This window comes from Marinobacterium maritimum (assembly GCF_039523155.1).
Classification (GTDB): Bacteria; Pseudomonadota; Gammaproteobacteria; order Pseudomonadales; family Balneatricaceae; genus Marinobacterium; species Marinobacterium maritimum.
In genome coordinates, this window is sequence record NZ_BAAAET010000001.1 from 962,971 (window position 1) to 989,525 (window position 26,555).

The 26,555-nt window shown below is 52.8% G+C and carries 24 protein-coding genes; 6 read left to right on the forward strand and 18 right to left on the reverse strand.

What is annotated here, in order from left to right; all coding sequences use genetic code 11:
• Window positions 1-10 precede the first annotated feature (10 nt).
• Together ABD013_RS04340 and ABD013_RS04345 are read right to left on the reverse strand one after the other, a co-directional pair.
• Window positions 11-1,810, reverse strand: coding sequence for an acyl-CoA dehydrogenase C-terminal domain-containing protein (locus ABD013_RS04340; protein ID WP_343802805.1), 1,800 nt, complete (start codon window positions 1,808-1,810; stop codon window positions 11-13).
• Between the two features lie 351 nt (window positions 1,811-2,161).
• Window positions 2,162-2,992 carry an enoyl-CoA hydratase-related protein gene (locus tag ABD013_RS04345; protein ID WP_343802809.1) on the reverse strand — a complete coding sequence of 277 codons (831 nt, stop codon included), beginning with the start codon at window positions 2,990-2,992 and terminating at the stop codon, window positions 2,162-2,164.
• Window positions 2,993-3,173: 181 nt separating this feature from the next.
• On the opposite strand from ABD013_RS04345, the gene ABD013_RS04350 reads away from it, so the two are divergent.
• On the forward strand, window positions 3,174-3,899 hold the full coding sequence (locus ABD013_RS04350) for an endonuclease (RefSeq protein ID WP_343802812.1): 726 nt from the start codon (window positions 3,174-3,176) through the stop codon (window positions 3,897-3,899).
• Window positions 3,900-3,956: 57 nt separating this feature from the next.
• Here ABD013_RS04350 and ABD013_RS04355 read toward each other — a convergent pair whose 3' ends face one another.
• The 11 genes from ABD013_RS04355 to ABD013_RS04405 all read right to left on the reverse strand — a co-directional run bounded on the left by ABD013_RS04355 (window position 3,957) and on the right by ABD013_RS04405 (window position 17,361).
• Window positions 3,957-4,208, reverse strand: coding sequence for a hypothetical protein (locus tag ABD013_RS04355; protein ID WP_343802815.1), 252 nt, complete (start codon window positions 4,206-4,208; stop codon window positions 3,957-3,959).
• Window positions 4,209-4,364: 156 nt separating this feature from the next.
• Entirely contained in the window at window positions 4,365-5,636 is a 1,272-nt protein-coding gene (gene umuC / locus ABD013_RS04360; protein WP_343802818.1) for a translesion error-prone DNA polymerase V subunit UmuC, read from the reverse strand.
• Window positions 5,633-6,073, reverse strand: coding sequence for a translesion error-prone DNA polymerase V autoproteolytic subunit (umuD, locus tag ABD013_RS04365; RefSeq protein WP_343802821.1), 441 nt, complete (start codon window positions 6,071-6,073; stop codon window positions 5,633-5,635). The genes umuC and umuD (ABD013_RS04365) overlap by 4 nt, the downstream gene beginning before the upstream one ends.
• Window positions 6,074-6,710: 637 nt before the next feature.
• Window positions 6,711-7,997, reverse strand: coding sequence for a tyrosine-type recombinase/integrase (locus ABD013_RS04370; RefSeq protein ID WP_343802824.1), 1,287 nt, complete (start codon window positions 7,995-7,997; stop codon window positions 6,711-6,713).
• 850 nt (window positions 7,998-8,847) lie between these two features.
• Window positions 8,848-11,259: an EcoAI/FtnUII family type I restriction enzme subunit R gene (gene hsdR / locus ABD013_RS04375; protein ID WP_343802827.1), complete on the reverse strand. Its 2,412-nt coding sequence runs from the start codon at window positions 11,257-11,259 to the stop codon at window positions 8,848-8,850.
• Between the two features lie 23 nt (window positions 11,260-11,282).
• Entirely contained in the window at window positions 11,283-12,428 is a 1,146-nt protein-coding gene (locus ABD013_RS04380) for a restriction endonuclease subunit S (protein WP_343802830.1), read from the reverse strand.
• A complete protein-coding gene (locus ABD013_RS04385) occupies window positions 12,428-13,900 on the reverse strand; it encodes a class I SAM-dependent DNA methyltransferase (RefSeq protein ID WP_343802833.1) in 1,473 nt (490 codons plus the stop codon). The genes ABD013_RS04380 and ABD013_RS04385 overlap by 1 nt, the downstream gene beginning before the upstream one ends.
• 214 nt (window positions 13,901-14,114) lie before the next feature.
• The gene (locus ABD013_RS04390) at window positions 14,115-14,627 is read right to left on the reverse strand and encodes a hypothetical protein (protein ID WP_343802836.1); all 513 of its coding nucleotides are present in this window, start codon (window positions 14,625-14,627) and stop codon (window positions 14,115-14,117) included.
• A gap of 1,519 nt (window positions 14,628-16,146) precedes the next feature.
• Window positions 16,147-16,341, reverse strand: a complete 195-nt coding sequence (locus ABD013_RS04395; protein ID WP_343802839.1) for a carbon storage regulator — start codon at window positions 16,339-16,341, stop codon at window positions 16,147-16,149.
• A 30-nt stretch (window positions 16,342-16,371) separates the two neighbouring features.
• The gene (locus tag ABD013_RS04400; protein ID WP_343802842.1) at window positions 16,372-16,863 is read right to left on the reverse strand and encodes a lecithin retinol acyltransferase family protein; all 492 of its coding nucleotides are present in this window, start codon (window positions 16,861-16,863) and stop codon (window positions 16,372-16,374) included.
• 93 nt (window positions 16,864-16,956) lie between these two features.
• Window positions 16,957-17,361, reverse strand: coding sequence for a hypothetical protein (locus ABD013_RS04405; protein WP_343802845.1), 405 nt, complete (start codon window positions 17,359-17,361; stop codon window positions 16,957-16,959).
• A gap of 107 nt (window positions 17,362-17,468) precedes the next feature.
• Between ABD013_RS04405 and ABD013_RS04410 the strand changes: the two genes are divergently transcribed.
• The 5 genes from ABD013_RS04410 (at window position 17,469) to ABD013_RS04430 (ending at window position 22,972) form a co-directional block, all read left to right on the forward strand.
• Window positions 17,469-18,167, forward strand: a complete 699-nt coding sequence (locus tag ABD013_RS04410) for an endonuclease (RefSeq protein WP_343802848.1) — start codon at window positions 17,469-17,471, stop codon at window positions 18,165-18,167.
• 8 nt (window positions 18,168-18,175) lie between these two features.
• Window positions 18,176-18,730: a DUF6998 domain-containing protein gene (locus ABD013_RS04415; protein ID WP_343802851.1), complete on the forward strand. Its 555-nt coding sequence runs from the start codon at window positions 18,176-18,178 to the stop codon at window positions 18,728-18,730.
• Between the two features lie 92 nt (window positions 18,731-18,822).
• Entirely contained in the window at window positions 18,823-20,310 is a 1,488-nt protein-coding gene (locus ABD013_RS04420) for a hypothetical protein (protein ID WP_343802854.1), read from the forward strand.
• Window positions 20,311-20,328: 18 nt separating this feature from the next.
• Window positions 20,329-22,086, forward strand: a complete 1,758-nt coding sequence (locus ABD013_RS04425; protein WP_343802856.1) for a hypothetical protein — start codon at window positions 20,329-20,331, stop codon at window positions 22,084-22,086.
• 337 nt (window positions 22,087-22,423) lie between these two features.
• On the forward strand, window positions 22,424-22,972 hold the full coding sequence (locus tag ABD013_RS04430; RefSeq protein WP_343802858.1) for a hypothetical protein: 549 nt from the start codon (window positions 22,424-22,426) through the stop codon (window positions 22,970-22,972).
• Here ABD013_RS04430 and ABD013_RS18470 read toward each other — a convergent pair.
• From ABD013_RS18470 to ABD013_RS04445, 5 genes are all read right to left on the reverse strand, one after another.
• Window positions 22,969-23,214 (reverse strand): DUF4113 domain-containing protein, encoded by a 246-nt coding sequence (locus tag ABD013_RS18470; protein ID WP_425543382.1) that lies wholly within the window; start codon window positions 23,212-23,214, stop codon window positions 22,969-22,971. The two genes, ABD013_RS04430 and ABD013_RS18470, sit on opposite strands and share 4 nt — an antisense overlap.
• 16 nt (window positions 23,215-23,230) lie before the next feature.
• A complete protein-coding gene (locus ABD013_RS18475) occupies window positions 23,231-23,500 on the reverse strand; it encodes a DinB/UmuC family translesion DNA polymerase (protein WP_425543383.1) in 270 nt (89 codons plus the stop codon).
• Window positions 23,430-24,242 carry a Y-family DNA polymerase gene (locus ABD013_RS18480; RefSeq protein WP_425543384.1) on the reverse strand — a complete coding sequence of 271 codons (813 nt, stop codon included), beginning with the start codon at window positions 24,240-24,242 and terminating at the stop codon, window positions 23,430-23,432. The genes ABD013_RS18475 and ABD013_RS18480 overlap by 71 nt, the downstream gene beginning before the upstream one ends.
• Window positions 24,239-24,679, reverse strand: a complete 441-nt coding sequence (gene umuD / locus ABD013_RS04440; protein ID WP_239042263.1) for a translesion error-prone DNA polymerase V autoproteolytic subunit — start codon at window positions 24,677-24,679, stop codon at window positions 24,239-24,241. Before umuD (ABD013_RS04440) ends, ABD013_RS18480 begins: the two co-directional genes overlap by 4 nt.
• A 213-nt stretch (window positions 24,680-24,892) precedes the next feature.
• Window positions 24,893-26,485 carry an isocitrate lyase gene (locus ABD013_RS04445; RefSeq protein ID WP_343802861.1) on the reverse strand — a complete coding sequence of 531 codons (1,593 nt, stop codon included), beginning with the start codon at window positions 26,483-26,485 and terminating at the stop codon, window positions 24,893-24,895.
• Between the last annotated feature and the right edge of the window lie 70 nt (window positions 26,486-26,555).

A 26,555-nucleotide genomic window follows, 5' to 3' on the forward strand; every position in this document is an offset into this window, starting at 1 on the left:
GCTCATAGACTCACTCAGGAACGAACTGGTCTTCCGGCAGTTCCAGCAGGTTGTCAGCACCGGATAGCATGGTTTCCACCAGGCTGCGTGTACGAGGCAGGATGCGCTCAAAGTAGAAGCGAGCGGTGGTGATCTTGGCGCGATAGAAGGCGGCATCGCCTTCACCGGCGGCCAGTTTCAGTTGTGCAGTCTGTGCCATGCGAGCCCAGAAGTAGGCGAGGGTGACATAACCGGAGTACATCAGGTAGTCCACGGATGCAGCACCGACTTCATCTCGGTTGGTCATGGCTTTCATGCCGATCTGCTGGGTCAGGTCACCCCATTCCGCATTCAGCTTGCCCAGCGCGCCGGTGAAGGGGCGAAGTTTGGGGTCTTCTGCTGCGGATTTGCAGAATGTATGAATGACCTTGGTGAAGCTCTTCAGGGTTTCGCCCTGAGTCATCAGCACCTTGCGGCCGAGCAGGTCCAGTGCCTGGATCTGGGTTGTGCCCTCGTACAGCATGGAGATGCGGCAGTCGCGCACGTTCTGCTCCATGCCCCATTCGCTGATATAGCCGTGACCACCGAATACCTGCAGGCCATGGTTGGCACTCTCGTAGCCGACCTCGGTCAGGAAGGCTTTAGCGATCGGTGTCAGGAAGGCCAGCTGGGTATCGGCATTGGCTTTTTCTTCACCTTCGGCATGCTTGACCTTGTCGACCAGCATGGAGCAGTAGTAGATCAGGGCGCGGCCACCTTCGGCGAAGGCTTTCTGGGTCAGCAGCATTTTGCGCACCTCCGGGTGCACAATGATCGGGTCGGCGGCCTTCTCGGGAGCTGCCGGGCCGTTCAGTGCGCGCATCTGAAGGCGTTCGCGAGCGTAGGTCACTGAGTTCTGCAGGCCCCATTCTGCGTGTGCCAGGCCCTGCATTGCAGTACCCAAACGGGCCGTGTTCATGAAGGTGAACATGCAGTTCAGGCCCTTGTTGGCCGGGCCGATCAGGTAACCTGTTGCGCCATCAAAGTTCATCACGCAGGTGGAGTTGCCGTGGATGCCCATCTTGTGCTCGATGGAGCCACAGCTGACGCCATTACGTTCGCCTGCATCGCCATCAGCGGTCGGCAGGTGCTTGGGTACGATGAACAGGGAGATGCCCTTGGTCCCTTCCGGTGCGTCCGGCAGGCGTGCCAGTACGATATGCACGATGTTGTCGGCCATGTCGTGCTCGCCAGCGGAGATAAAGATCTTGGTGCCGCTGATGGCGTAACTACCGTCGGCGTTGGGTTCGGCCTTGGTGCGAAGCAGGCCCAGATCGGTGCCGCAGTGGGGTTCGGTCAGGCACATGGTGCCGGTCCATTCACCGGATACCAGCTTGGTCAGGTAGGTCTGTTTCTGCTCGTCGGTGCCGTGCTCTTCCAGCGTGTTCATGGCGCCGTGACTGAGACCCGGGTACATGCCCCAGGCCCAGTTGGCTGTGCTGGTCAGTTCGCTGACCACCATGCCCAGGGAGTCCGGCAGGCCCTGTCCACCCCATTCCGGGCTGTGTGACAGGGACGGCCAACCGCCTTCGACAAACTGCTGATAGGCTTCGCGGAAACCGGTGGGTGTAGTCACGGTGCCATTGTCGAACTGACAGCCTTCGCGGTCACCCACCTGGTTCAGTGGAGCGAGTACACGCTCGGAGAAGCGAGCGCCTTCCTCGATGATGGCGCTCACCATGTCGGGGGTTGCTTCTTCGCAACCGGGCAGCTGGCTGTAATGCTGATCAATTGACAGCAGTTCGTTGAGCACGAATTGGATATCTTTCAGGGGTGCCTTGTACTCGGGCATGACTCGACCCTCTTTGTTGTTATGGTTTGGCTGCAAGCAGCAGGACAGGTCGCTTATGGCTGTCCTTCGTGTTCTAAAGAATCGTTCAATGTGCTGTTGGGGCCAATGACAAATGCCACCAGTTTTCATGGCAAATGTGGCCACGGGCTTGAACGTTCGGAATATCAAAGAGTTCTGGAGTCAGTTTGCGTCAATTGCGAGTGACATTATCGGTCAATTAAATGTCGTAAACGGACAGTTTCAGGGGCGTGTTTGCGTGCTTGCTATATTGGCGCCAAGCCAAAAGAGAAGGAGGGCGGGGGTAGGAGATTTCCTTTGTACGTACTCAGTATTATTAATACAAAAGGGCGCTTAGCGCCCTCTGTAATTACCTTCACGTTTTTCTACGAAGGCGTTGACCGCTTCTGCGTGGTCATCGGTGTTATGCAACATTCCCTGCCAGGCTGCGCAAAGCTCAAGGAAATCAGGCAGCTCCTGGCGCTGAGCCTGTTTCATTAGTCGCTTGCTCATGCGCAAGGCGTGTGGCGGTTTGGCCGCCATCTGGCTGGCCAGGGTCAAGGCCCTTTGCATCAACTGGTCTGCCGGCACCTGTTCCATCATGAGCCCCAGTTGTACGGCTTCTTCGGCATGAACCAGGCGTCCGGTCAGGGTAATCTCGGCTGCACGCTGGTACCCGATCAGGCGCTGCAGGAACCAGGCGCCGCCGTCACCGGGGATGATGCCCAGATTGACGAAGGTTTCACCGAAGGTGGCGCGTTCGGAACCGAGGCGGATGTCGCACATGCAGGCAAGATCGCAGCCGGCGCCGATGGCGGGGCCGTTAATAGCTGCAATAATGGGTATTTCGGCCTGGTGGATGGCCAAGGGGATGCGTTGAATACCGTGGCGGTACTTGTGCTCCAGTTCCAGGGCGCTGCCGCCGAAAGGGCCGGCACGATGGTCGCCGTCGCGGTATTGCATCTCCTTGATATTACCGCCTGCGCAGAAGGCCCCGCCATTGCCGGTGATGATCAGTACTGAAACGTCTGCGGAACGATTGGCCCAGGTAACCGTATCAACGATATCATCGATCAGTGCTGTGCCGGTCAGTGCGTTACGCAGGTCGTCACGGTCCAGCGTCAGTACGGCGACGCGCTCTTCCAGAGTCAGGCGGGCATCCCTAAGGGTGGGGGTGTTAGCCATTATCAGTGTTCCCCTTCTTTATTGTTATCTATTCCTGCTGTGCTGTTGGCAATCAGCATATCAGAAGTGATTCACAAAAGGGTGTTGATTCCAGGCAAAAATCCATTGAAGATGCTGCCGCAGCAAGGAACGCATGTGTGTACAGGGATGTGTATTCACCTCTTTGCATACGGTAGTTTTCATGCGCTTGATCTTCGGCTTGATCGCCGCTCTGACGATGGTTTCAGCGGCGGCAGAGCCGCCCACATCCTTTTCGTCTGCCAAGAAAATCCTCTCCCGTGATCTGTACCCGTCCGATGACAGAGTAACCTTCTATTGTGGCTGTCGTTTCGATGAGCAGCCGGTGCCTAATAAACCTGGCCGCACGCGATTGACGCCTGTTGCTGACAGCTGCGGCCTGCAGCCACGCAAGAATGCCAATCGTGCTGCCCGTATCGAATGGGAGCATGTGGTGCCGGCCTGGGAGTTTGGTCATCAATTGCAATGCTGGCAGGAAGGTGGACGCAAGGGCTGTCATAAGGATGATGTTTTCAAGGCAATGGAAGCAGATTTGTACAATCTGGTGCCTGCTGTGGGTGAACTGAACGGAGATCGCAGCAATTTCCGTTTCGGCATGATTGCAGGTGAGCCTCGGGCCTATGGTGCCTGTGACTTTGAGGTGGACTTCAAGCAGCGTGTAGCGGAGCCGCCGGAGCAGGTGCGTGGTGATATCGCGCGTACCTATTTCTACATGGAAGACCGTTACGGATTGGAGATCAGTCGCAAGCAGCGGCAGTTGTTCGAGGCCTGGTCAAGACAGGACCCGGTGGATGAGGCTGAACAGCGGCGCGCCCAGCGTATTGCGGCCATTCAGGGGCATGCCAATCCTTTTGTGGAGCCCAAGGTTATGCAGGCCGCTGGGCATTGATACTCTGTTCTGTTTGTTGATGCGGTAGCGGATAGACCAAGGGCGCCAGCTGGCGCCTTATACGCCAGTGAAAAAACCGCATTCGGAGTCTTCCATCGCGCGTCCGTGCGAGCCTTTTCTGCGTCCCATACCGACTGTAATTTCCATTCTGGGAGGCGTGTCGCCACCCTTGGTGGCGGTATGCTGGATGACCGACTTGACCAGGTAGTAGTCACCGGCGTGTTCGATATACTCACCAGCCACGGGGCGAGTCAGCAGGCAGACGATCTCCTTGTTTCCGTCCTGGAAAGCGATTACAGCTTTAATCACTTGTTATGCTCCTTGTACTGGGGGCTTCATTTTTAGCTTCAGGAGAGACGCTCAACTGGCGTGGAAGTTCCCGAGGGATGTAATGATATCAGCTGGTTAGCCCGTCATGGCAAGAGCAAGATAGCCTTGAAATGACGGTTGTCATGTGTCTCGGGGCTATTTCGCGACAGGAAGATCCTGCCAGCGCGTTGTGTAGGCAGGGGACAGGCTGCGGCGCTGCATGCTCCATGTCTGGTGCAGGCCCTGGCCCGCCAGAAAAACACGGCCGTGGCCGCCCTGATTAATAGTGTCCAGTACACTCATCAGTGCTTTTGAGCGGAGGGGGGCGCTGCCGGAGCTGAACAGGTCGGGCTGGAAGCTGCCCGTCTCGTAGAAATCGGTCAGCATCACGCCCGCCTTCATATAGCGGTAGCCGTCTTTCCAGCAGGTGCGCAGTAATCGTGCGGCGGCCGCAACCAGCTCGCGAGTATCGTCCGTCGGGATGGGTAGCTCAGCGCCCGGCGAAGGCATGTATTGTGGCTCTGAGGCATTAAAGCGGTTGGTTCTCAGGAAGATCGACAGGCGCTTGGCAATGCGTTTTTCCTGACGCAGTTTTTCGGCGGCCCTGCTTGTGTATTCACAGATCGCCTCACGCATCTCCTGAAAAGTTGTAATGCGCTGCCCGAACGATCGACTGCAGATGATCTGCTGCTTCGTCGGTGTCACCTCTTCCAGGGACAGGCAGGGTTCACCGTTCAGCTCACGAAGCGTCCGTTCCAGTACCACGGAATACTGCTGGCGAATGCTTTTCGGGTCGGCCGCGGCCAGGTCCAGTGCGGTTCTGATGCCATCTGCCTGCAGGCGTTGGCTCAGGCGTCGCCCCACGCCCCATATGTCGTTAACGGGCACCAGGGCTAACAGACGGCTCTGGCGTGCCGGGTCGGTCAGGTCGACTACACCACCGGTGGCCGGGTACTGCTTGGCGGCGTGGTTGGCCAGCTTGGCCAGTGTTTTGGTCGGTGCGATGCCGACACAGACGCGGATACCGGTGTGCTGGCCGACTGTCTGCCTGATCTGGCTGCCAAATTCGCTCAGCGAGGTGCTGGCAGCCACGCCGGTCAGATCCAGGAAGGCCTCGTCGATCGAATAGATCTCCACCCGCGGAGCCAGTTGCTCCAGAATGCTCATAACGCGTGCCGAAATATCCGCATAGAGCGCGTAATTGGATGAGAATATGGCCACGCCCTGCTGCTGAAGATAGCGCTCGACCTGATACACCGGTACGCCCATTTTGATGCCCAGTGCCTTGGCTTCGGCGGAGCGAGCCACAATGCAGCCATCGTTGTTGGACAACACGACGATTGGCCGACCAGCGAGGTCGGGGCGGAACAGGCGCTCACAGGACGCATAGAAGTTGTTGCAGTCGACAAGCGCGAACACAGGCTTCATCGCTCACTCCCGCGCCGGAAGCGGTGGATCACATTGGTGACGACGCCGAAGATCTCCAGTTCGAACCCTTCCGGCACATTGATTGCCTGGTATGCCGGGTTGCGGGGCAACAGATGCACCTGTGGTCGAGTTGCAAGCTGTTTGACGGTCATCTCGCCGCTGATACTGGCGATGACGATGTCACCGTGTTCGGCCGTCAGCGAGCGGTCCACCACAAGGATGTCGCCGCTGAATATGCCGACCTCAATCATTGAATCGCCTTCGGCACGCACGAAGTAGGTGGCTGCCGGGTGGCGAATGCACAGATCGTTAAGATCCAGTGTCTGCTCCACATAGTCCTGGGCAGGCGAGGGGAAGCCTGCCGGGACACTCTCAAGGAAGAAGGGGATTGCCAACGAGGCGTTAGTCGCAGCGCGAGCCAGAATGACAGCGTTCATAAGCACGAATCCATATACTGTATATATAGACAGTATTATAGCGATTCAGACGAATATGACCATCACCCGGGATCCCATGAGGTGATTTAAGCAGGCCGGGACATTGTCAGACAGGAGTTTGCCAACTACTTTTCAGGGCAGGGCTGTTAAATCTGAACGGGAGATGAACGATGACCATGTACTATGTTGACCTTTCCCCTGAAGCGGAGGGGTGTCACCTGGTGCACAGAGAGGACTGCGGTCAGATTGCCGAGTTTGAAGCTCGTCGGTTGTCGGGAGAGTTCGATTGTCACCGTACGGCACTGACGGTTGCGGCAATTCTGTTTGAGAGTGTGGATTGCTGTGAGAAATGTGTGGGCATGACGCCAGCGAATAGACGTGTGTAACGCGGGGCAGCCCAGGAATAAAAAAACCGCACCATCTCGGGGAAGAATGGTGCGGTCTTTTTGAACACTCCGGGTGCCCAGAGAGCACCCGGGGAACCGGTTCTTAGAACTGGTTCATGGTCTACAAAGATTCCTCTGAAGCCCAGTAAATACATATTATTCAATAAGTTAAAGAGGGTTTTTTATGGGAGAGGTTGTCTGTCAATGTACAGTTGAGAATGCAAAACTAGCACATGCATGACACACAGCTTTTAGGCGAGGTGCTGCTGATCTTCTTCTTCGCGCCGACGCGCTTCCTCGAGGGCGGAGCTGAAGTCGTAATCGTGGTGTTTGTTGCTCGCTAGACGGACTGCTTTGGCGTAGTGCTTTTCAAGCATCGCAAGGCTGGAGTGTCCTGCTTGTTGAGCCACCCAAGTAAGAGGTTTGCCAGCTGCAATCATCAGCGAGCAAAAGGTATGGCGGGTTTGTTTTGGGGAGCGGTTGACACTGCGGATACCGGCGCGATTGAGTGCCCGAGTCCACATGCTGCGTATATACGTCCGTGCTGGCCATTCATAGCCTCGGTCCCTACGTGAGTATGTCGGCAGGAATACAAAGCCAGCGGAGAGTCTGGTGTGTTTTCTCTGGTTCATAAGAGCCTCCCACGCCGGTGGGATCAAGTCGACAATTCGTTCTTCTCCTGTCTTGGTCGATTTCAGGTATTCCTTGTTGTTGTCGTGTCCCACAGCCCTGCAGACAGTTATTGTCCTCTGCTTGAAGTCCACATCCTCCCAGCGAATCACAGCACCTTCCTGCATGCGTAGTCCGCTGAACAGCATGAACTGAAGGTAGTTACGTTCCTGAGAATCTTTAGTCTTATCAAGGAGTAGAGAAATCTCGACCTCACTAAGGGGATCAATACGTTCTTTACGTTCCTTGGTAGTCTTCTGCCCCAGGTAGTCTGCTAACTTCACATGTTTATAGGGGTGCTTATCGATAACTCCATCCGCTAGAGCTTCCTCGATCACAGGGTTCATGATCGACATAAGCAGCTGGCCATAGGTTAGAGAGAAGGTTTTCTTCTTGAGCCAGTTTTTTACGTGGGTTGCTGTTAGCTCGGTAACGGTGAGGTGACCAAATGTTGGCTCGATGTGTAGATTGAACATCTTCAGCCGTTCGCTGTAGGTTGATTGCTCCCACCCGCTGCGACCGGTCAGTCGCAGCTTACGGTCCATTCGTTCCTTGATCAGCTCCCTGAGTGGGGTTTTTTTCAGAGTAGCTAATTCGTCGTTTGGCTCAAAATGTTTTTCGAGTTGGAAGGAGCCCATCTGTATTTCCAGACGGATCTGCTCGAGTCTACGGTTGGCTGCCAAGATGTTTTGGGGAGTGGGTGATACGTTCAGGGATTTACGGTAACGCTTACCCTTGTAGGTGAAAGCCAGCTGGATGAGCTCCGTGCCGGCTGCTGTTGTGCGGATAGTGACGCCCCTTATCGGCTGCGCGTTCTCTTTGGTTGTTTGCCTTCTACCCATGCTGCCATTGCCTTTAAATTGACCCAAACTCGATTCTTACTGTCGTAACGGAAGTGCACTCCTTCGAGCAGTTCACCGTTATCCTTGAGTGCATACCAGGTGCTCCTGGCTTCTCCGGTATCTTTGAGGTACTTATTAAGCCGTACCCACAGCATGTCACTGCTCATTGTTGTTTTCCTTAGTCTGGTTGAATGTCATGGTTTTTTCCTCGTGGTTGATTACTCGATGCGACTGAAATGCCGCGTTAGGTGGTGCTTGAAGCCGGTATTCAAATGGTCTTTGATTGCTTGAAATTAGTGGAAAAGAGGCTGGTTTGTCCGTCCGATTCGATGCCTCTAGGTAGATGTCTGTCTATGGGCGTGTAGTGGTTTGAGAGTTGCCCCAGTTCAGTCTTATGATCTGATCTTCGGTATTGAAACCATAGGAGCGGCGGAGTCGCCTTACCCACCCAGTTAACTCGTGTAATAGCTGCGACTTATCGAGTCAGCATGTTTTAGGGTTAGGATGAGCAGAATGAGAAGTCGTACCGGCCGCTTGAAGCCCAGGATGTGCATTAGAGGGTGGGGTGGGTATACGAAAAACTAGCCAAGCCCTCGGGGGGGGGGAGGTCTCTGTGTTGTAAACGTAACTGTAAGCGCAACCCCCGTAGGTCTATTCGGTATTGTCCCAAAACCCGCGGCATAGGATATCGGCTGTATATCGCAGAAGGCAGGTGACTCTAGGGAGTTAGTATATCGTCACCAGAGTTCTATTAGGGCTAGGTTCAGCGTGGAGGTCACATGTTACATGGCCTCACGATGGTGTAGTCATTGTTAGCCTATCGGGTATGTATCGGCTTCAGGAAATACCTGATAGACAAACGTTTTGTTATTTCTGATTATCCTCGATCGTAGAGGTACCGCTGGAAGCCTTTGAACACTTCTCTGATCTGAGTCACCCCTCCAAACACAGCCGCCGCATCACTCACCGAGTGATACTTCAGCTCTAGCAATGGCCCCAGCTTGGATTGATCCAGTTCTTCCTCACCTTCCTTGATGTACTGATCCAGTACAAACTCGATAAAGGTACGCTGCTTGTCGTCATAGTGGCTGTAGATGTGAGCCTTGCGATCCATCACGCGCTGTTGCCTAGTTTGAGTGTCAAGGGTGAAGGCAACGTAAGCCAGTACATCGAATAAATCGCTGTCCTGAGCATTGATGATGAGCTTCATCTCGTTGAGTTGGTCGGTGCCGAAGCCTTTTTCTGCGAGGTTATCGAGGAGCTTACGGCGGGTTTCTGGATCGGACCAGAGGGCGCGCAGTTCATCCTCATCTTTGAAGAACTCCGGGAGCTGGCCGTAGAGGTTCTCAAGGAACTCACCGGCGGAAATGGGTTTGCCGCTTGGATCCCAGAAGGTGGTGATCATCATGTGTTGGATGGTGCGCACCTTTCCATCGGAGAGCTTCACCTTCAGCTTATTCTCACAGATGCAGGGGGTCTGGTCGCAGACTTTGCATACGCGCTCACAAACGCAGGGGGTGCTCTCACACTCCGGGCAGAGTTCTGGTTCGCAAATGCAGGGGCTTTGGCCACACTTTTCGCACTCTCCGGGAGGCGGTGGGGTTGGTCCTGGTTCACACTCGCAGGGGGAAGCGCCACAGGTATCACAGGGCGCAGGTTCACCATCCCAAGCTGGATCGCTGAAGTGTTCGTAGGCTTTCACGAAGTCGTAGATGGTGAAGTAGTCCTTACCATCGTACAGGCGGGTGCCGCGTCCAATGATCTGTTTGAACTCGATCATGGAGTTCACCGGGCGCATCAGGATGATGTTACGCACGTTGCGGGCATCCACGCCGGTGGATAGCTTCTGTGAGGTGGTGAGTACCGTGGGGATGGTTTTCTCGTTGTCCTGGAACGCCTCCAGGAAGTTGTCCCCGATGGCTCCGTCTTCTGCCGTGACGCGCACACAGTAGTTCGGGTTTTTGCTGGTTTTGGTCTGGTTGATCAGATCCCGAACCAGCAGGGCATGGTTCTGGGTGGCGCAGAACACCAGGGTTTTCTGGTTCTGGTCGATTAGGTCCATGAACAGCTTGACCCGGTAGGCTTCGCGCTCGCGGATCTCGATGATCTTGTTGAAGTCCTTCTCCTGGTACAGCTTGCCCAGTTCAGCCTGGCCCTCGATCACCTGATCATCTGAGGTGTAGCGGTAATCATCCAGAGTGGTGGCGATCTGCTTCACCTTGAACGGGGTCAGGAAGCCGTCGTTGATACCGTCCTTCAGGGCGTAGGTGTAGACCGGCTTGCCGAAGTAGGCGTAAGTATCGGCGTTGCCCTGACGCTTGGGGGTAGCGGTGAGGCCCAACTGAACGGCGGGGGAGAAGTATTCCAGAATACCCCGCCAGGTGCTTTCATCATTGGCTCCGCCTCGGTGGCACTCATCGATCATGATGAAGTCGAAGAAATCCTTCGGGTAATCACCAAAGTAGGGTTCACCGGAACCATCCTCCTTGCTCATGAAGGTCTGGAAGATGGTGAAGAATATGTTGCCGTTCTTAGGCACCCGACCCTTCTTGCGGATCTCGTCTGGGGCTATTCGAACTAGGGCATCCTCAGGGAAAGCGGAGAAGCTGTTGAAGGCCTGGTTCGCGAGGATGTTGCGATCCGCCAGGAACAGGATGCGCGGTCGCCGGTTGGGCTCTTTAGAGAGGTTCCAGCGGCTCTGGTAGAGCTTCCAGGCGAGCTGGAAGGCGATAGCGGTTTTACCCGTCCCGGTGGCCAGGGTGAGTAGAATGCGCTGCTGTCCGTCTGCTATCGCGGCCAGGGCATTCTCGATGGCGACGTCCTGGTAGTAGCGGGGCTGGAAGTAGCCGCCCTTATCCTCAAAGGGGACGTCTGCGAAGCGGTCGCGCCAGGGGTTCTCTTCGGAGAAGGTGCGGTGCCACAACTCCTCAGGAGTGGGGTAACGCTCGACGTACTGCTCCTCCCCGGTCTCCATGTTGATTTCATAGATACCGGCCCCGTTGGTGGAGTAGGTGAAGCGGACCTGCAACCGCTCGGCATACTCCTTGGCCTGGGCTACACCCTCGGTATCGGGCAGGCTGCGCTTCTTGGCCTCCACTACCGCCAGCTTGCGGTTACGGTAGACCAGCACGTAGTCAGCGGCTTTGGGGTTGTCGCGTTTACCGGAGCCTTGCAGACGACCCAAGGTGATGGGGTATTCGCGCCGGATGTAGCTGTGCAGCTCAACACCCCAGCCGGCTTGAGCCAGGGCGGGGTCGATCAGTTCGGCGCGGGTTTCGGCTTCGTTCATGGTTCCATCCTTGGATCGCAAACTTAGTGGAGTTCTCCGGCGAAGGCCTTCTGGAGTATGGACTGTTTTAGCTCGGAGAGTGCACTGAGCTTCTGCTGGTAGATAGTGGCGAGCTGACTAACTTCTTCGTTGAGAAGGTCGAGCTTTTCTGCTGCTGATAATTGTGCATTTATAGTTGGAAGAAATATCTTCTGCTCTTTGAATAGCTTGTGTGTTATGTCAGGTTGAGCCGCGCGGGATGCAAGACTGATTATTAAATCTTTAAAATCAGTATGCTGTAGCCACCAATACAAATACTCCGGAGAAAGCTCGCTTCTGGGTGATACTTTAAATGCGTTGTTATGTAGTACGCCTTCTCGCCCTTTGAATACTAAACCTATCTGTCCTGTTCGTGTGTAAACCAAATCGTTGGGTTCGATATAGGCATTAGACGGCCAGCCTTCATTCTTCACAAATTGCTCAGAGGTTCCATTTCTAAGATCTTTTATTCTTAGTAATGGAATACTCCCGTTTTCGTCTAGTAGATGCTTAGTTTTACTATTGATTGCTAGTCCTTGGTAAAGATCGCAGACTTCCCCAAGTGTGGTAATTTTGCCTTCTCCACTATGATTCCTGCATAGTGAATTTAGATAGCTATCAAACAGCCCTCGGGCGTTCTTCAGGTTCTGCTCTGCCTTCGCGGTCGCCGCCTCAATCCCTTCAAAGGATTCGTCCAGAAGGGTGACGATGCGTTGTTGTTCGGGCAGTGGCGGTACAGAAATAGTGAATGTTAAAACTTCGTTCATGTTTGCCCTTGGCATCCGCGCACCGGTGCAGGTTCGATTTATATGATCGACCGTAGACTGCATGGTGAGCCAATAGAACAAGAACTTTTTGCAGAGTTGCTCTTTAACTGGACGTAGTGGGAAAATTTCTGTTGAACAATGTCCCGCCTCGAAGTCGGGCACCATCACTTTGTTTAGATAGGGGCGGAGACGACCGTAAAGTACATGATCCGATGAGAACTTGAAGGTGGTGCTCTTTACTTCAACCGGTGCCAAGTCTCCGATGAAACGTCCCGTACCGCTTTCTATGTGTTCCATGCCTACGTAGGGTAGTCCGATGTGGTTTCCCTGCTGTTTGTCTATTACACAAACTTCTGACAGCTTCCTTGGTTGCCAAAAAGTCATTACAGCATCCCCCTGATACCCGCCAGGATCTCTGCCGCTTCAGCATCCAGTGCCGCAATCTCATCCAGGATATCCACTGGATCACGTAGCGCCACTTCATCACTACGATTGGGGTTCTTCACCGAGAGGTCGTAGGTGCTGGTATTTATGTCGGATACGTCCACTGACCAGGAATTTTCACTGTCAGCAAAGTCCCGCTGCAGGTTCACGAAGGCTTCCATATCCCGGTCGTTGAGCGGGTTGGTTTTGCCGAGGTTTCGGCCCGGATCTAGTTGATAGAACCAGATCTTCTGGGTGGGTTCGCCCTTGGTGAAGAACAGCACAACCGTTTTTACACCGGCCCCGAGAAAGGTACCACCGGGCATATCCAGTACCGTGTGCAGGTTGCAGCTCTGCAGCAGCTCCTTACGCAAGGCGATGGAAGCGTTGTCGGTGTTAGACAGGAAGGTGTTCTTGATGACGATAGCGGCCCGGCCTCCGGCCTTCAGCATCTTGATGAAGTGCTGCAGGAACAGGAAAGCGGTTTCCCCTGTCTTGATCGGGAAGTTCTGCTGGATCTCCTTGCGCTCCTTCCCGCCAAAGGGTGGGTTGGCGAGGATGACGTCGTAGCGATCCTTCTCCTGGATATCGCGGATGTTCTCGGCCAGGGTGTTGGTATGGACGATGTTGGGGGCTTCTATACCGTGCAGGATCATGTTCATGATCGCGATAACGTAGGCGAGGCTCTTCTTTTCCTTACCGAAGAAGGTGGCCTCCTGCAGGATCTTCAGGTCGCCGGTGGAGAGGTCTTCGCGGGTGTTGCCCTGCTCGTCATAGCGTAGGTAGTCATACGCCTCACAGAGGAAGCCAGCGGAGCCCACCGCGCCATCGTAGATCCGTTCCCCGATGGTGGGGCGGGTCACTTTGATCATGGCGCGGATTAACGGGCGGGGGGTGTAGTATTCACCGCCGTTGCGGCCGGCGTTGCCCATGTTCTTGATCTTGGTTTCGTACAGGTGGGACAGCTCGTGCTTTTCCCGCTGGGAGCGGAAGCGCAGGCCGTCCACGATCTCCAGGGCATCACGCAGGGTGTAGCCGCTCTGGAGCTTGTTGCGGATCTCGTTAAAGACTTCCCCGATCTTGTACTCGATGGTATTGGGGCTCTCGGCACTCTGTTTAAAGCGAGCCAGATAGGGGAAGAGTTCATGGTTCACGAACTCTTTGAGGTCATCGCCGGTGAGGGCGTTGTTATGGTCGAACTGCCCATCCGGGGTTTTGGGTGCGGCCCAGGTGCCCCAGCGGTAGTCCTGATCCAGGATGTACTCATAGGGCAGGCCGTAGAGTTCGGCCTGCATCGCCTTCTCTTGTTCGAGATCGTCCAGGTACTTCAAAAACAGCATCCATGACGTTTGCTCGGTGTAGTCCAGCTCGCTTGAGCAACCCGCGTCCTTGTGCAGGATGTCGTCGATGTTCTTAAAGGCTTGTTCAAACATGGGGTGGATCTGTCCTTGAGTGCGATGTGTGTATGGAGGCAATGATACCCATTGTTTGGGAACGTTGCAGCTAGGTGAGCCCAGTGCCAATCCCCATCGGTGCCGGAACAGGCGGCCTAGACCCTCCACCGCTGCGCGGCGGTCTCCAGGCCTGGTTCCTTACCTCTGGGGATTGGGCAAGAGCTATTAATCGTATCGTCATACCCAAAGTTCGTTAGGGGGCTTTTGAAGGAAGGCTGTCCCACAAGGCTTTAGCACGTTTAAATTCGAAGCACTTTATGAAGCTTGGATTAATCATAAATACAAGCTCTTCCGTGCCGTCTGCGGTTTTACGGCTTTTTACTTTTCTCACAAGATCGTTACGATTCAGCTCTGAAATGTAACGACTGAAGACTACTTGCTCTCCTTTGGTTTCGTAGGGCTTCGGTAGTCTGGCAAGTCCAGTTTTCCGGTCATAGTGAAGTTTGATTTGATTGAAGAGCTTGAAAGCTCCCTTCGAAGTCTTTTCCAATACATCGAAGACATCTGGCGGGCCGAATGGACTATCTCTAAGGATTCCAATTGCCTGGAATTGACCTAGCTCCCCTTTAGGACGTTGCTCAATAGTACCGCGAAATCCAGATGGGATGGATATCTTGTCTTGGTTGTCGACTCTTTGGGCTAAGGTCGTAACTGCATCTAGGATGCTTTTTTGCATGTGTTCATTTTGGGTGGGTGTGGTTGACATGTAATCTTCTTACTTGTTTTTGGTAAAGAGTATTATTTGAATTTAGGGAGCACGAATTTAGCGGTTTATCCTTAAGATAGAAACCAATAAGTGTTTCTTTTGTAGTTTTAAGAAACGTCAATTGGTTGCCTTTAGGTATGTAACCTATTGTTTATAAAAGATATTTTATCCTTATATATTAATATCTATCAAAACGCCCGGAGGGCGTCTCATCACTGATCTCTAAATAGCTCTGTAAATTACTTAGCCGAACTGCCGAGCGCAGTCCCCGAGCACCGAGCGCAGCGAGGCGCGCAAGGAGGACGGGAGCGGAGGCAGGAGGCGGCATAAGTGAATAATGAGTGATCAGATCCCAACTATTTCAGCTTTGTAAGGCGTTACAGCCAACCTACAGTGCCCTGATCTGTTGAGTGTCCAACTCCACCTGTATGTTTTTCAGGCCTGCACTCCATCTGTAAGAATCTTGAAGGAGTTATGCCGCTTGAAGTGAGTACAGAAGCGTTCTGCCAAATCGAGAGGATGATGTATCCAAGCCAGACAGCCAGCACGGTGCAGTACAAGTGGATGATGGCATTTACTGTCTCCTCTGGCTTGCGATGCCGGTGTTTGATTACTACTTTCAGAAGGGATGCAGTACTTTGAAGGAGTATTGAGGTGGGGAACGAGGGTGTGCAATCAGAAGAGGAGTGCAAACGGTACAATGATAGCTTCGTGCGTTGGCAGGCCATATCGCTCGCTCAGCTATCAGCAGTCACCAACCTGGTGCTTGGGCTGTCGATCGGTTTAGTGGTTTTCGTTGCTTCTGGCGTTTCCCCCGAGTATTCGTTCAGTACCCACCTGAAATTTTGGACAGGTTTCTGCTTAGTAACCTTGGGTGTGTCAGTCATACTGGCTTTGGCTTGTGCCTTGAACAGGCTTCATGACTTTCGAGTGACCGCTCAGAATGCGCGTCATCGATCTAAGGGGCAACGTCATCTGCACCGCGATACCCGGCTCGTAGGCCGGAGAACATTGGGACTTTTCTGGGCACAGCTTGTGTTCTTTGTACTAGGAGGGGTTGGAGTTGCAGTGATCACATTTGTTCGACTGTGGAATGCTTAATCATAGAAACAGGATGGAGCGAATGGGAGGGTTAGATTAAAAGGGGGCATCGGGCTGAGCAGATATGGCCTTTGCTGGTATTGCTGGCAAGCTAGCGGCAAACGATCACTTATGAATACTATTGAGCAGTTGAGTGAAGTGCCAGCAAGAGCAGTGGTGGATTATTAGAACCAATACAGTCGTACTGTATTTTGAATAACTTGCCAGTTTTTTCAAGTCTGGTTGTTGGCGTGTACCCAGGTGTACCGGATGATGGATTTGTTGCATCTGAGGATATCCCAGCAGAGCATGCCAAAGTCTTCCAAGAGCCATGGAAAGATAAGCCGCTAGCTACCACCAAAGAGTTCGATCAAGCGGTCACCCGACTACCAAGTAACGGTAAGTCTCTCGTGGAATTAATAGAAGAGGTGTCAAAGCGTTAGCTTTGAGATGGTATTTCAACATCTAGTATGCCATCTAACTCCTCCCTGATAATGTCCACATCTTCAGGCGCCTCAATGGTGATTTTCGCCTTGCCGCCCTGAGCGTTTCTGACGATCACGCGAATGTCATGATCGATGATAATTGCCTGAGCTTTCTTCCTCGTCAGGGTAAGTCTTGTACGTCTTGTCACGATGCACCTCCCTGTGCGTCTCGTAATTTATTACTGCGGTTTGTCCTGTGACTTCACTTTGCTCGCTGCTACAGCTATACCACCGACTGCCAAAGCCCCTAACAGGAATTTAAATGTAGTTGGTTTTTCCGACAGAGTGCCAACCAGAGCTGCGCCCAGCATAGCTCCAGATACGCCGGCTGATACTTGCTTAGAATCGAATTTTAGGCCGCGTACTGTATTCACAAAGTGCTCACAGTTTGAGCCTGTAATACTGTACTTCCACTGACCGATATGAGATCTAGCACGCTCAAGAATTACAGAAACTGCTAAGTCAGTTTCGGGCACCTTCGCAACGAAAGTGGTTTTGCCCTGGGTTACAGCATCCCATTCTTCTTCCTGGACAGTTCCTGTCCGTTTAGTGGCAGAAATGAGTTTGGGGAAGCCGTTGCTTGAGAGTTGATCGGACGCCAGGGAGAAATGCTGATATGCGCCAAAATCGGTAACAACAACGTTACCAGGCAAGACGGTTTGAATTGTCATGAAAGTCCTTTTTAGTTTTCCATAAGGCTTGATTGCCAACAATCTACATGAGGTCATGAGGGGGAGGATTCAAGGGACAAGTGGTGCTGTGCTTCAGAGCTTTGAAACTTCGCGCCTAAGCTTGTAATACTCCAGCTTCATCATCTCATCCTGGTAACGCTGCAGTTTGTGGTACCAGCGTAGATAACCGAACAAGCCCACAATCGTTCCAACAACGATCCCGAGAGCAATCAGGAAAACATGGGTGTCATGGTCCTGTCCTGCAATCTCAAGCATGCGTTCTATGGACTTCTTGTCGGCTATTTCGGCTGCTTTTAGATCACGCTGGCTTTGGATGTCCTGCAATTCCCCTAACCGAACTACTGAGGAGAAGACCAGGTCATTCTTAGCTTTGTTCACATATAGCAGTGCACCGAAAGAGAAGATAACGATCAACGTTCCGAAGAGCGCACAGAATTTGTAGAGGCTATCAGTTGGTAGAGGGATCCGGTTTTCCATCTGTAATTCCTATCTGTCCTTAGATTGTGGTTCCGTGATGATAAGGTACACTACTGGTGCATGGGAATGGAGACATTTCCGAGGAGTTTGAGATGCAAGGAGATAGCATGCGTTACCATCTGGCCGTCGTTCTGCTGCTGACTTCAACAGTGGCATTTGCCGACCACCCATCATCCTTCAGCGCCGCCAAGAAGATCCTAGATCGTGAGGTCTACACCGGTGCCGACCGGGTAACCTTCTATTGTGGTTGTGATTACTCTCTAGCGCCGCATCCAGATAAACCTGACCGAAAGCGTCTGACCCCGCTTGCCGATAGTTGTGGTCTGCAACCGCGCAAGAACGCCAACCGAGCGGCCCGCATTGAATGGGAGCATGTGGTGCCTGCCTGGGAGTTTGGTCATCAGTTGCAGTGTTGGCAGGACGGGGGGCGCAAGGGGTGTGGTAAGGACCCCGTCTTCAAACAGATGGAAGCGGATCTGTACAATCTTGTGCCTGCTGTTGGTGAACTCAACGGTGACCGATCCAACTTCCGCTTTGGCATGATCGCTAGTGAGCCGCGTGCCTATGGTGCTTGTGACTTTGAAGTGGACTTCAAACAGCGCGTAGCAGAGCCACCTGAATCTGTGCGAGGCGACATAGCGCGAACTTATTTCTACATGGCAGACCAGTACGGTCTAAGTATCAGCCGCAAACAGCGGCAGTTGTTTGAAGCATGGAGTCGCATGGACCCAGTTAACGATGCTGAGCGTGAGCGTGCAGCAACAATCGAACGGATTCAGGGTAATAAAAACGCTTACGTGCAGTAGATGCCGACATGTTAGGCGTAAGCGGTGATGGACTCTACATTAGTAGTGAACAGGAGGGACTTGGCTTGGATTGTGAGATGGCCTCAAGGACAGAGATGACCCCAGCAGAAGCACTCAAACAGCTTTATGCGGCTCGTAATGAGTTGCGCAGGCACTTCCCAAGTCTGCCATTCACACTCGATGGTCGCATGATAGGGGATGTTGGAGAGGCAATTGCAACAACGCACTGGGGCCTCAAGCAGTTACCATCGAATTCCAAAACACACGATGTGATGACCGGCACTGGGATCAGTGTGCAGATCAAGACGACTCAACACATCCAAAACGGTAAGGGCGTAGGACTAGGCTTGGACAAAAGATCGTTTGAGCACCTAATCGTTATTCAGATCCACGAAGATGCTACGTATAACGTTCTCTATGATGGCCCCGGATCTTACATTGACAAAAAAAGAGACGGGAAGAAATCGGCTTCTCTCACCGTGAAGCAACTTAGGGAGCTCAACGAGGTAGTTTCTGCGAATGAGAAGATTCTTGATAGCAATCAGCTATACGGTACGTTGTGACCACTGAAAGGCACTAATCACTATAGGTGATTCTTATAGATATCATTGGAGAATTTACTCAGTCACCTAATTCCATTGGAGAACTCTAGTGCATGGAAAACAAAGATATAAAAATAGGGCTTAAGGTCATTCTTAGCGTTGAGGCGCAAATGGAATTTATCCAGCAAGCAGGCGATCTGAGAGAAGTTAATGCACTGCTGACTCGCGTTATGGCGAAACAGAAAATCCAAGCGTTGATCAAAGATAGCAACCTTACTACCGTTTGCGATGCGGTAATGGATCTTGCCCTGATGGGTGATGGGAATGATGCTGAAAATCGCTTGCTTGCTGCAGCGGTGTTAGGGCGTTTATCTGCGGTGGCTCGTGGTCGCGAGAATGAGGTCTTCGCCAGGTTGCCGGAGCTGTATGATGAGCCCCCGTTACCCATTGAAGAGCTTGCTGATGGTGACGAGAAATACTATGCAGCCCTTAGTTTTTCAGCGTTAAAGTCATCTTGGATAACTGAATATTGCACAACGCAAGCAGTACTAACTGATACCGCGGAAAAGGCACGCCGTGTTCTCCTACATACGGCACTTAAATCCTCAGGCTCTCTGTCGATGTTTTGGCAACAGAGTCAACATTCCTTCGAGACACTAAGAGTCATTGAGAGTGACGACACGCGCTACAAGCGCATACGCCGTATAAGCAGCACCATGAATGAAGTAGTGCGCGTTTGGGAAGGTGAAGTTGGTCCTGATGCAGGTTTGGCGTTGGCTGACTGGGTCGCAGCTATGACAAAAACCAGCAAAAAAGACGCCGAAACGGCCGTACTGACGGATATTCTCGATGATGCGCTAGCCATGTTGTTGCGTATCATCGAATTACGTTTTTCACACGCTTTATTAGCCCCAACCTATATCATGTTGGATAAGGCTCGGACAGCTTTTGGGAGTGTACTGTGGAAAGAGGTGATTCGTCACTCAAATAATTTGGACAAGGTACGTACCGCCCTGAAAGAGGCTGCATTGGTATTGGCTCGGCAAAATCGTACTGACAAGGCTGTAATGGATGTTTTGTGTAGCGCCTATCATTCCCGAGCACAGGTTATGCCTGCAATCACCGCACATTTTTCTGATGCGCATGAAATTGAGCCGGAGGTTAGGGCTTGGTGGGAGCAAGGTGGTCAGATTACAGAGAGCCAGCGAAAAGCTGAGCATAGAATGGGTAATTCGGAGGATCAACAGATTGGCTCTTTGTTGATCAATGTGGAAGAAAGCAAAACTGTAATGGAGAAGTTGGAACGAGCGGTAGTTCCCTTTTTGGAAATCTCAGACCCTCCGTTGGCAGAGACCGTGAAAAAGGCTGCGGCAAGGTACAGCGAAATTGCGCTAGCTGCGAGGCAGCTGGCTACTATGCGTAAGTTGAAGCATATGGACCTGAAAGGGGCATTATTGGAGTACAACCCATTACAGCATGAAATGCTTGGTGGGCATCAACTTGGCGTGCGTAAGATCAGGGTAGAGCGCGACGGAATACAGAAAGATTTTGGCGGAAAAATTAAAGTATTGGTGAAGCCTAGGGTGACACCAGCTGACTAAGAGTTTGGAGCTATGAGTATGGAAGCGATTGAGGCGAAAATTCTACTTAAAAACCTGCTGAAACGTATTCGACAGGTGGATAAGGATAGTTACGAGTTGAGTGGTTCACTAACTGATGATGAGATGCGGGCGCTCCAGGTGGCGCTCGCATCGCTAGATGGTGCAACGCTACCAGCAGCAAATCATGAACCTGCGCTTACACAGCCAGAGATGCCAGTAAAACCTCTGGAGCCCACACCCGAACTCGCGCCACAATCAGACCTTTCCCAAGCGAAGCCAGTAATAGATATTACTCACCCAGAAGAAATCTCAACGGCCACGCCGAGTATTGAACTTGACACAAGTACTCTCGACCTGCCCGATCCACCCGCTGATCGCCGACTCTGTTTGGATTTCGGTACAGCTATGTCGAAAGTCACCTTGGTAAAGGACGCTACTGAAGCACGTGGTTATGAGGATATTGAAGTCCTTGAGCTTGGTGTACCAGGAGATCAAGAGGAGGTCAGTGAAAATATGTTGGTCTCATCCGTGTTCATTGATGGCGGCGGCTTGCTCTGGTTCGGCCAGATGGCAGTTCAACGCTCGGCACTGGAGGCGCAGGATGGGGTTCGCCAGCGCTTGGATAACATTAAGCGATATCTATCCGAGGAAGGTCTAACCAACAAAGTACTGGCCAAGTTTAACCCTACAGATAATGACATCACTTATGGCGATATGGTTCTTGCTTACCTGATGTTTTTAACCTGGACGGTAAACCAGTGTTTGGAGGAAAGCGGTGAGCCCCGCAACCTTCTTCGTCGGTTTGCAATGCCATGTTTTGAGGGTAGTAAGGCACGCGACTCAGCTCAAATACTGCGTTCTATGCTTGGTGAAGCACAAATTCTAGCAGATACCTTTGATCGAAGCTTTCAGGAAGGAATTCCGCTTAGCAGCTTTCTACAGGCAGTTACCAAATTGCGGGAGGAAAAACGTAGCTTTGGCTTTGTGATGGAGGATATCACTGAGCCTTTGGGGGTTGCTGGTTCAATTATGAGCTGGGAAAACCGCGTTGATTCTCTGATTATGATTGTCGATGTTGGTGCCGGTACCAGTGATTTCAGTCTATATCGTATGCACTTTGACGAGAATACAGGAAAAAGTACAGCGTTGGAGGTGGAAAGCTCTGTAGAAGGGATCACGGAGGCAGGTAACCATCTTGATGGACTACTGCGAGGCCTGATTCTGAAAAAGGCGGGAGTGGACTCTAATCACGCGCATTGGGTTAATATTCTTGGAAACTTAGAGCTTGACCTCAGGGACTATAAAGAGCGCCTGTTTAGGGATGAGGAAGTGGTGGTGCGGTTGTTCAATGATCAGTTGGTCACGATTCAGTTGGATGAATTCCTCTCGCTAGAACAAGTTGTTAAGTTTGGTGATTCGCTGAAAGCTTGTCGAGATCGTATTTTAAGCCGAGTTCACCCTAGCTTTGTTAAGGGAGCTCCGCACGGGGCTTTGGGTTTAGCATTAACTGGAGGTGGGGCAGCCCTACCGATGGTGAAGGCTCTGGCTGAAGGGACCGTTCAGGCCCACGGCAAGGAGTTGAAACTTGTACAAACCCAAGCTTTTCCTCAGTGGCTGAAAGAGGAATACCCCGACCTAGAAGCGGATTACCCAAGAATCGCTGTTTCCCTCGGAGGTGCGCGCAAACGTGTTATTGAGAGAGGCGGTGTGGCTTGTGTTACAGCCGGTGATGTTAGTGGAACGCCAACGTTAGAAGGCTACTACACAAAAGGATGAGCAATCGTTACTTAAGCGTAGCTTAGGCGGGTTTGCTGAGTTGCACCCATATGGATGTCTGCTTGTGTAGGTATAAGTAGTCGCAGAATAATTCCTTAGAGGCGCCTCTCAGTACATCCTGCTGGCAGGAGGCAGGTTTTGCTTGTTGCCTTGTCTATGCTTGAGCTCTGAACCTGGTTTAAGTAATCTGTGTGTAGGTGTAGGAGGCACGCCTGCAAGCCCGCGTTGCGAAGTTGAACAGCCTCATCGACAACCTAATCATTCTTTTTTACTCAGAGCAGTTTGCTTGCGGGCTGGCATTCTTGCGTAATTTGAGTGCTATAAGAGTGATAAGGATATGAAAAAGCCCAACTTCCCTCCCTATGAGCATCGTAGCTTCTTCGAGAAGCACTGTTTCGAAGACCTTGTTAGTGCGATCAAAGAAGCAGCAAAAGAGGAAAAACGACACTCCGGTAATACGTTAAGCCAGTGTCAAAACCTCGTAGCCAAGCATGCTGGCTTCAATAACTGGTCCCTTTTGATGAAGACGCTTGATTCGGCTGGGAAATTCCAATGGAACCCAAAGAAGCCCTATGAAGATATATTTCAAAAAGAAGCGCTACTTCGTCAGCGTGTAAGGGAAGCAGTGTTCAAAGCTTTGCCCAAAGGGTGTATCCGATTCGCGGAGAAAGATGCATATAGCATTATCGCTGAAGACTTCAGTCCTTCAGCATTTGGTGGTTCCTCGTCGGGTGATGACGCTGTTATTCGCAGTTTGAACTGCTCTCTACAGAACACCTACCCCAGGATAGCTCTAGATCATGCAATCGAATATGTACTTGAACGTGGGCCATGGAGTGAGGATGAAATCTACTTTGACGAGTTCTATAGCGGTTGCTGTGATTAAATAGCGCCCGGTAGGTCTTTCCAATTTGTAGTATAGGCAGGGGATAATCTCTGCCTTTTCATTTTCCAGTCCTTCTGTACTCCTTGGCTCGCAATGTACACATGCCCTTTACCACTGTTTTTGATGTGATCGAGAGTCGCCATCAAGGCCTTTGAGTTGGGCTTCTGCTTGGCATCATCGAACAAACTAGGCTGATACACCCCAGGCTCGTAGAAATCGGTCATCATGACGCCTGCCTTCATGTAACGGTACCCATCCTTACCAGCTGGCGCGTAGCAGGCGCATGGCGGCTTCCACGAAGTCCCGGGTGTCGTTTGCGGGAAAGGGAAGCTCGGCGCTAACTGAAGGCATGTACTGAGGCTCTGCCTGGTTAAACCGGTTGGTGCGCATGAAAATGCAGATCCGCTTGGCCATCTGTTTCTCCTGGCGCAGCTTCTCTGCCGCACGTACTGTGTATTCACAGATAGCTTTCCCGCATCGCTTGGAAGGTGGTGATGCGCTCACCGAACGAACGGCTGCAGATGACATGCTGCTTGACCGGGGTGATCTCTTCCAGTGACAGGCAGGATTCGCCGTTCAGCTCTCGCACGGTTTGCTCCAGTACCACTGAGTACTGCTGGCGGATGCTTTTCGGATTGGCAGAGGCCAGATCCAGTGCCGTTCGTATGCCATCGGTTTCCAGGCGTTGGCGCAAGCGTCTGCCCACGCCCCAGACCTCGCTGACGGGCACCAGGGCCAGCAGGCGCCGCTGGCGTTCGGGGTTCGTCAGGTCGACAACGCCGCCCGTGGCCGGGTATTGCTTGGCCGCATGGTTGGCCAGCTTGGCCAGCGTCTTGCTCGGCGCAATGCCGACACAGACGCGGATGCCGGTATGCTGGCCTACCTGTTGCCTGATCCGAGTACCGAATGCGTCCAGTGACTGGATGGAGTCGATACCGGTCAGGTCCAGAAAGGCTTCATCAATCGAATAGATCTCCACCCGTGGCGCCAGCTCCTCCAGAATGCTCATGACGCGTGCCGACATGTCGGCATAAAGGGCGTAATTCGATGAAAAGACGGCGACATCATGTTGCTGCAGATAACGCTCAACCTGATATACCGGAACGCCCATCTTGATGCCCAGCGCCTTGGCTTCGGCAGAACGTGCCACGATACAGCCATCGTTGTTGGACAGCACAACAATGGGCTTGCCCGCCAGGTCCGGCCGGAACAGGCGTTCACAGGAGGCATAGAAGTTGTTGCAGTCGACGAGAGCAAAAACCGAGCTCATCGTTCGCTCCCGCGCCTGAAGCGGTGAACCACATTGGTGACGACGCCAAAGATCTCCAGGTCGCACCCTTCGGGCACGTTGAGCGCCCGATACCTGGGATTGCAGGGCATCAAACGTACCTGCGGTCGTGTTTCCAGCTGCTTGACGGTCATTTCGCCGCTGATGCTGGCGATGACGATGTCGCCGTGCTCTGCCGTGAGTGAGCGGTCTACGACCAGAATGTCGCCGCTGAAAATGCCGGCTTCGATCATGGAGTCGCCCTCTGCGCGTACGAAGTAGGTCGCAGCCGGATGACGGATGCACAGATCGTTCAGATCCAGTGTCTTTTCGATGTAGTCCTGGGCAGGGGAGGGAAAACCGGCCGGAACGCGATCAAGGAAAAGGGGAATCGTCAGAGAGGCGTGTATTGTGGCGCGGGCCAGAATGACTGCGTTCATAAGCATGAATCCATATACTGTATATATAAACAGTATTATAGCGAATCATGCGGGTATGGCTATGGCTGACCTGACTGGGTGTGGGCAGACAAAAAAAACCGCGCCATCTCGGGGAAGAATGGCGCGGCTCTTATGAGAATTTCGGCACATGAATGACGCACGAAATAGCTCGAAAATACAACCCCCTGATTTACAAGGGGTTGTTGAACCAATTTAGAACTGGTTCATAGTGTTGTCTTTACCAGAGGCTTTCAGTGCAGCGTCACCAGAGAAGTACTCTTTGTGATCGTCGCCCATGTCAGAACCAGCCATGTTCTGGTGCTTAACACATGCGATGCCCTGACGGATCTCTTTACGCTGTACGCCAGCCACGTAGCCCAGCATGCCAGCTTCGCCGAAGTATTCCTTGGCCAGGTTGTCAGTAGACAGGGCCGCAGTGTGGTAAGTCGGCAGCGTGATCAGGTGGTGGAAGATACCGGCTTCGCGAGCAGCGTCACGCTGGAAGGTACGGATCTTCTCGTCTGCAGCGGCAGCCAGTTCAGTTTCGTCGTACTCAACGCTCATCAGGTTGGCGCGGTCGTAGGCAGATACGTCCTGACCAGCTTCAACCATGGCATCGAATACCTGCTGACGGAAGTTCAGCGTCCAGTTGAAGGACGGGCTGTTGTTGTACACCAGCTTGGCATTCGGCACTGCTTCGCGGATGCGGTTAACCATGCCAGCGATCTGACCAACGTGCGGCTTCTCGGTTTCGATCCACAGCAGGTCAGCACCGTTCTGCAGAGACGTGATGCAGTCCAGAACTACGCGGTCTTCGCCAGAACCTTTCTTGAACTGGAACAGGCCAGAGGCCAGACGCTTCGGCTTCAGCAGCTTGCCGTTAGCCTTAACAACCACGTCACCGTTGTCGATGTCGGCAGCGCTTTCAACGTAGTCGCCGTCCAGGAAGGCGTTGTACTGGTCACCCAGGTCGCCCGGTTCGTTGGTTACAGCGATCTGCTTGGTCAGGCCGGCACCCAGAGAGTCGGTACGGGCAACGATAACACCATCGTCAACACCCAGCTCCAGGAACGCGTAGCGTACGGCGCGGATCTTGGCCAGGAAGTCAGAGTGAGGAACGGTTACTTTACCGTCCTGGTGGCCACACTGCTTCTCGTCAGATACCTGGTTTTCGATCTGGATCGCACAGGCACCCGCTTCGATCATCTTCTTGGCCAGCAGGTAAGTCGCTTCTTCGTTACCGAAACCGGCGTCGATGTCAGCGATGATCGGCACAACGTGAGTCTGGAAGTTGTCGATCTTGCCCTGTACTTCAGTTTCTTTGGCAGCGTCGCCAGCTTCTTTGGCAGCGTCGAGTTCACGGAACAGGCCGCCCAGTTCGCGAGCGTCAGCCTGACGCAGGAAGGTGTACAGTTCTTCGATCAGAGCCGGTACAGACGTCTTTTCGTGCATGGACTGGTCGGGCAGCGGGCCGAACTCGGAACGCAGTGCAGCAATCATCCAGCCGGACAGGTACAGGTAACGCTTGTTGGTGTTACCGAAGTGCTTCTTGATAGCGATCAGTTTCTGCTGACCGATGAAACCATGCCAGCAGCCCAGAGACTGAGTGTACTGAGCGCTGTCAGCGTCGTACTCAGCCATGTCCTGGCGCATGATCTTGGCAGTGTAACGAGCGATGTCCAGACCGGTCTTGAAACGGTTCTGCAGACGCATGCGAGCGGCGTATTCCGGGTCGATACCCCAGTTTTCGCCGTTAGCAGCACGCAGGCTGGAGATCGCATCGATTTCAGTTTTGTAATCTGACATGGTCATTCCTTCACAGTGTTTGTGTTTAGGTAATGTCGGGACGGGCTAGACGGAAGCCAGTCCCTTATCT

Coding starts and splice junctions, on each gene's coding strand:
- ABD013_RS04445 (WP_343802861.1), bottom strand. CDS start 26,485: ATGTCAGATTACAAAACTGAAATCGATGCGATCTCCAGCCTGCGTGCT.
- hsdR (WP_343802827.1), bottom strand. CDS start 11,259: ATGAACGAAGCCGAAACCCGCGCCGAACTGATCGACCCCGCCCTGGCT.
- ABD013_RS04345 (WP_343802809.1), bottom strand. CDS start 2,992: ATGGCTAACACCCCCACCCTTAGGGATGCCCGCCTGACTCTGGAAGAG.
- ABD013_RS18470 (WP_425543382.1), bottom strand. CDS start 23,214: ATGAAGGCAGGCGTCATGATGACCGATTTCTACGAGCCTGGGGTGTAT.
- ABD013_RS04340 (WP_343802805.1), bottom strand. CDS start 1,810: ATGCCCGAGTACAAGGCACCCCTGAAAGATATCCAATTCGTGCTCAAC.
- umuD (WP_239042263.1), bottom strand. CDS start 24,679: ATGAACGCAGTCATTCTGGCCCGCGCCACAATACACGCCTCTCTGACG.
- ABD013_RS04430 (WP_343802858.1), top strand. CDS start 22,424: ATGAAAAAGCCCAACTTCCCTCCCTATGAGCATCGTAGCTTCTTCGAG.
- ABD013_RS04415 (WP_343802851.1), top strand. CDS start 18,176: ATGTTAGGCGTAAGCGGTGATGGACTCTACATTAGTAGTGAACAGGAG.
- ABD013_RS04380 (WP_343802830.1), bottom strand. CDS start 12,428: ATGACTTTTTGGCAACCAAGGAAGCTGTCAGAAGTTTGTGTAATAGAC.
- ABD013_RS18475 (WP_425543383.1), bottom strand. CDS start 23,500: ATGTCATCTGCAGCCGTTCGTTCGGTGAGCGCATCACCACCTTCCAAG.
- ABD013_RS04410 (WP_343802848.1), top strand. CDS start 17,469: ATGCGTTACCATCTGGCCGTCGTTCTGCTGCTGACTTCAACAGTGGCA.
- ABD013_RS04390 (WP_343802836.1), bottom strand. CDS start 14,627: ATGTCAACCACACCCACCCAAAATGAACACATGCAAAAAAGCATCCTA.
- ABD013_RS04385 (WP_343802833.1), bottom strand. CDS start 13,900: ATGTTTGAACAAGCCTTTAAGAACATCGACGACATCCTGCACAAGGAC.
- umuD (WP_343802821.1), bottom strand. CDS start 6,073: ATGAACGCTGTCATTCTGGCTCGCGCTGCGACTAACGCCTCGTTGGCA.
- ABD013_RS04425 (WP_343802856.1), top strand. CDS start 20,329: ATGGAAGCGATTGAGGCGAAAATTCTACTTAAAAACCTGCTGAAACGT.
- ABD013_RS04420 (WP_343802854.1), top strand. CDS start 18,823: ATGGAAAACAAAGATATAAAAATAGGGCTTAAGGTCATTCTTAGCGTT.
- ABD013_RS04405 (WP_343802845.1), bottom strand. CDS start 17,361: ATGGAAAACCGGATCCCTCTACCAACTGATAGCCTCTACAAATTCTGT.
- ABD013_RS04400 (WP_343802842.1), bottom strand. CDS start 16,863: ATGACAATTCAAACCGTCTTGCCTGGTAACGTTGTTGTTACCGATTTT.
- ABD013_RS04350 (WP_343802812.1), top strand. CDS start 3,174: ATGCGCTTGATCTTCGGCTTGATCGCCGCTCTGACGATGGTTTCAGCG.
- ABD013_RS18480 (WP_425543384.1), bottom strand. CDS start 24,242: ATGAGCTCGGTTTTTGCTCTCGTCGACTGCAACAACTTCTATGCCTCC.
- umuC (WP_343802818.1), bottom strand. CDS start 5,636: ATGAAGCCTGTGTTCGCGCTTGTCGACTGCAACAACTTCTATGCGTCC.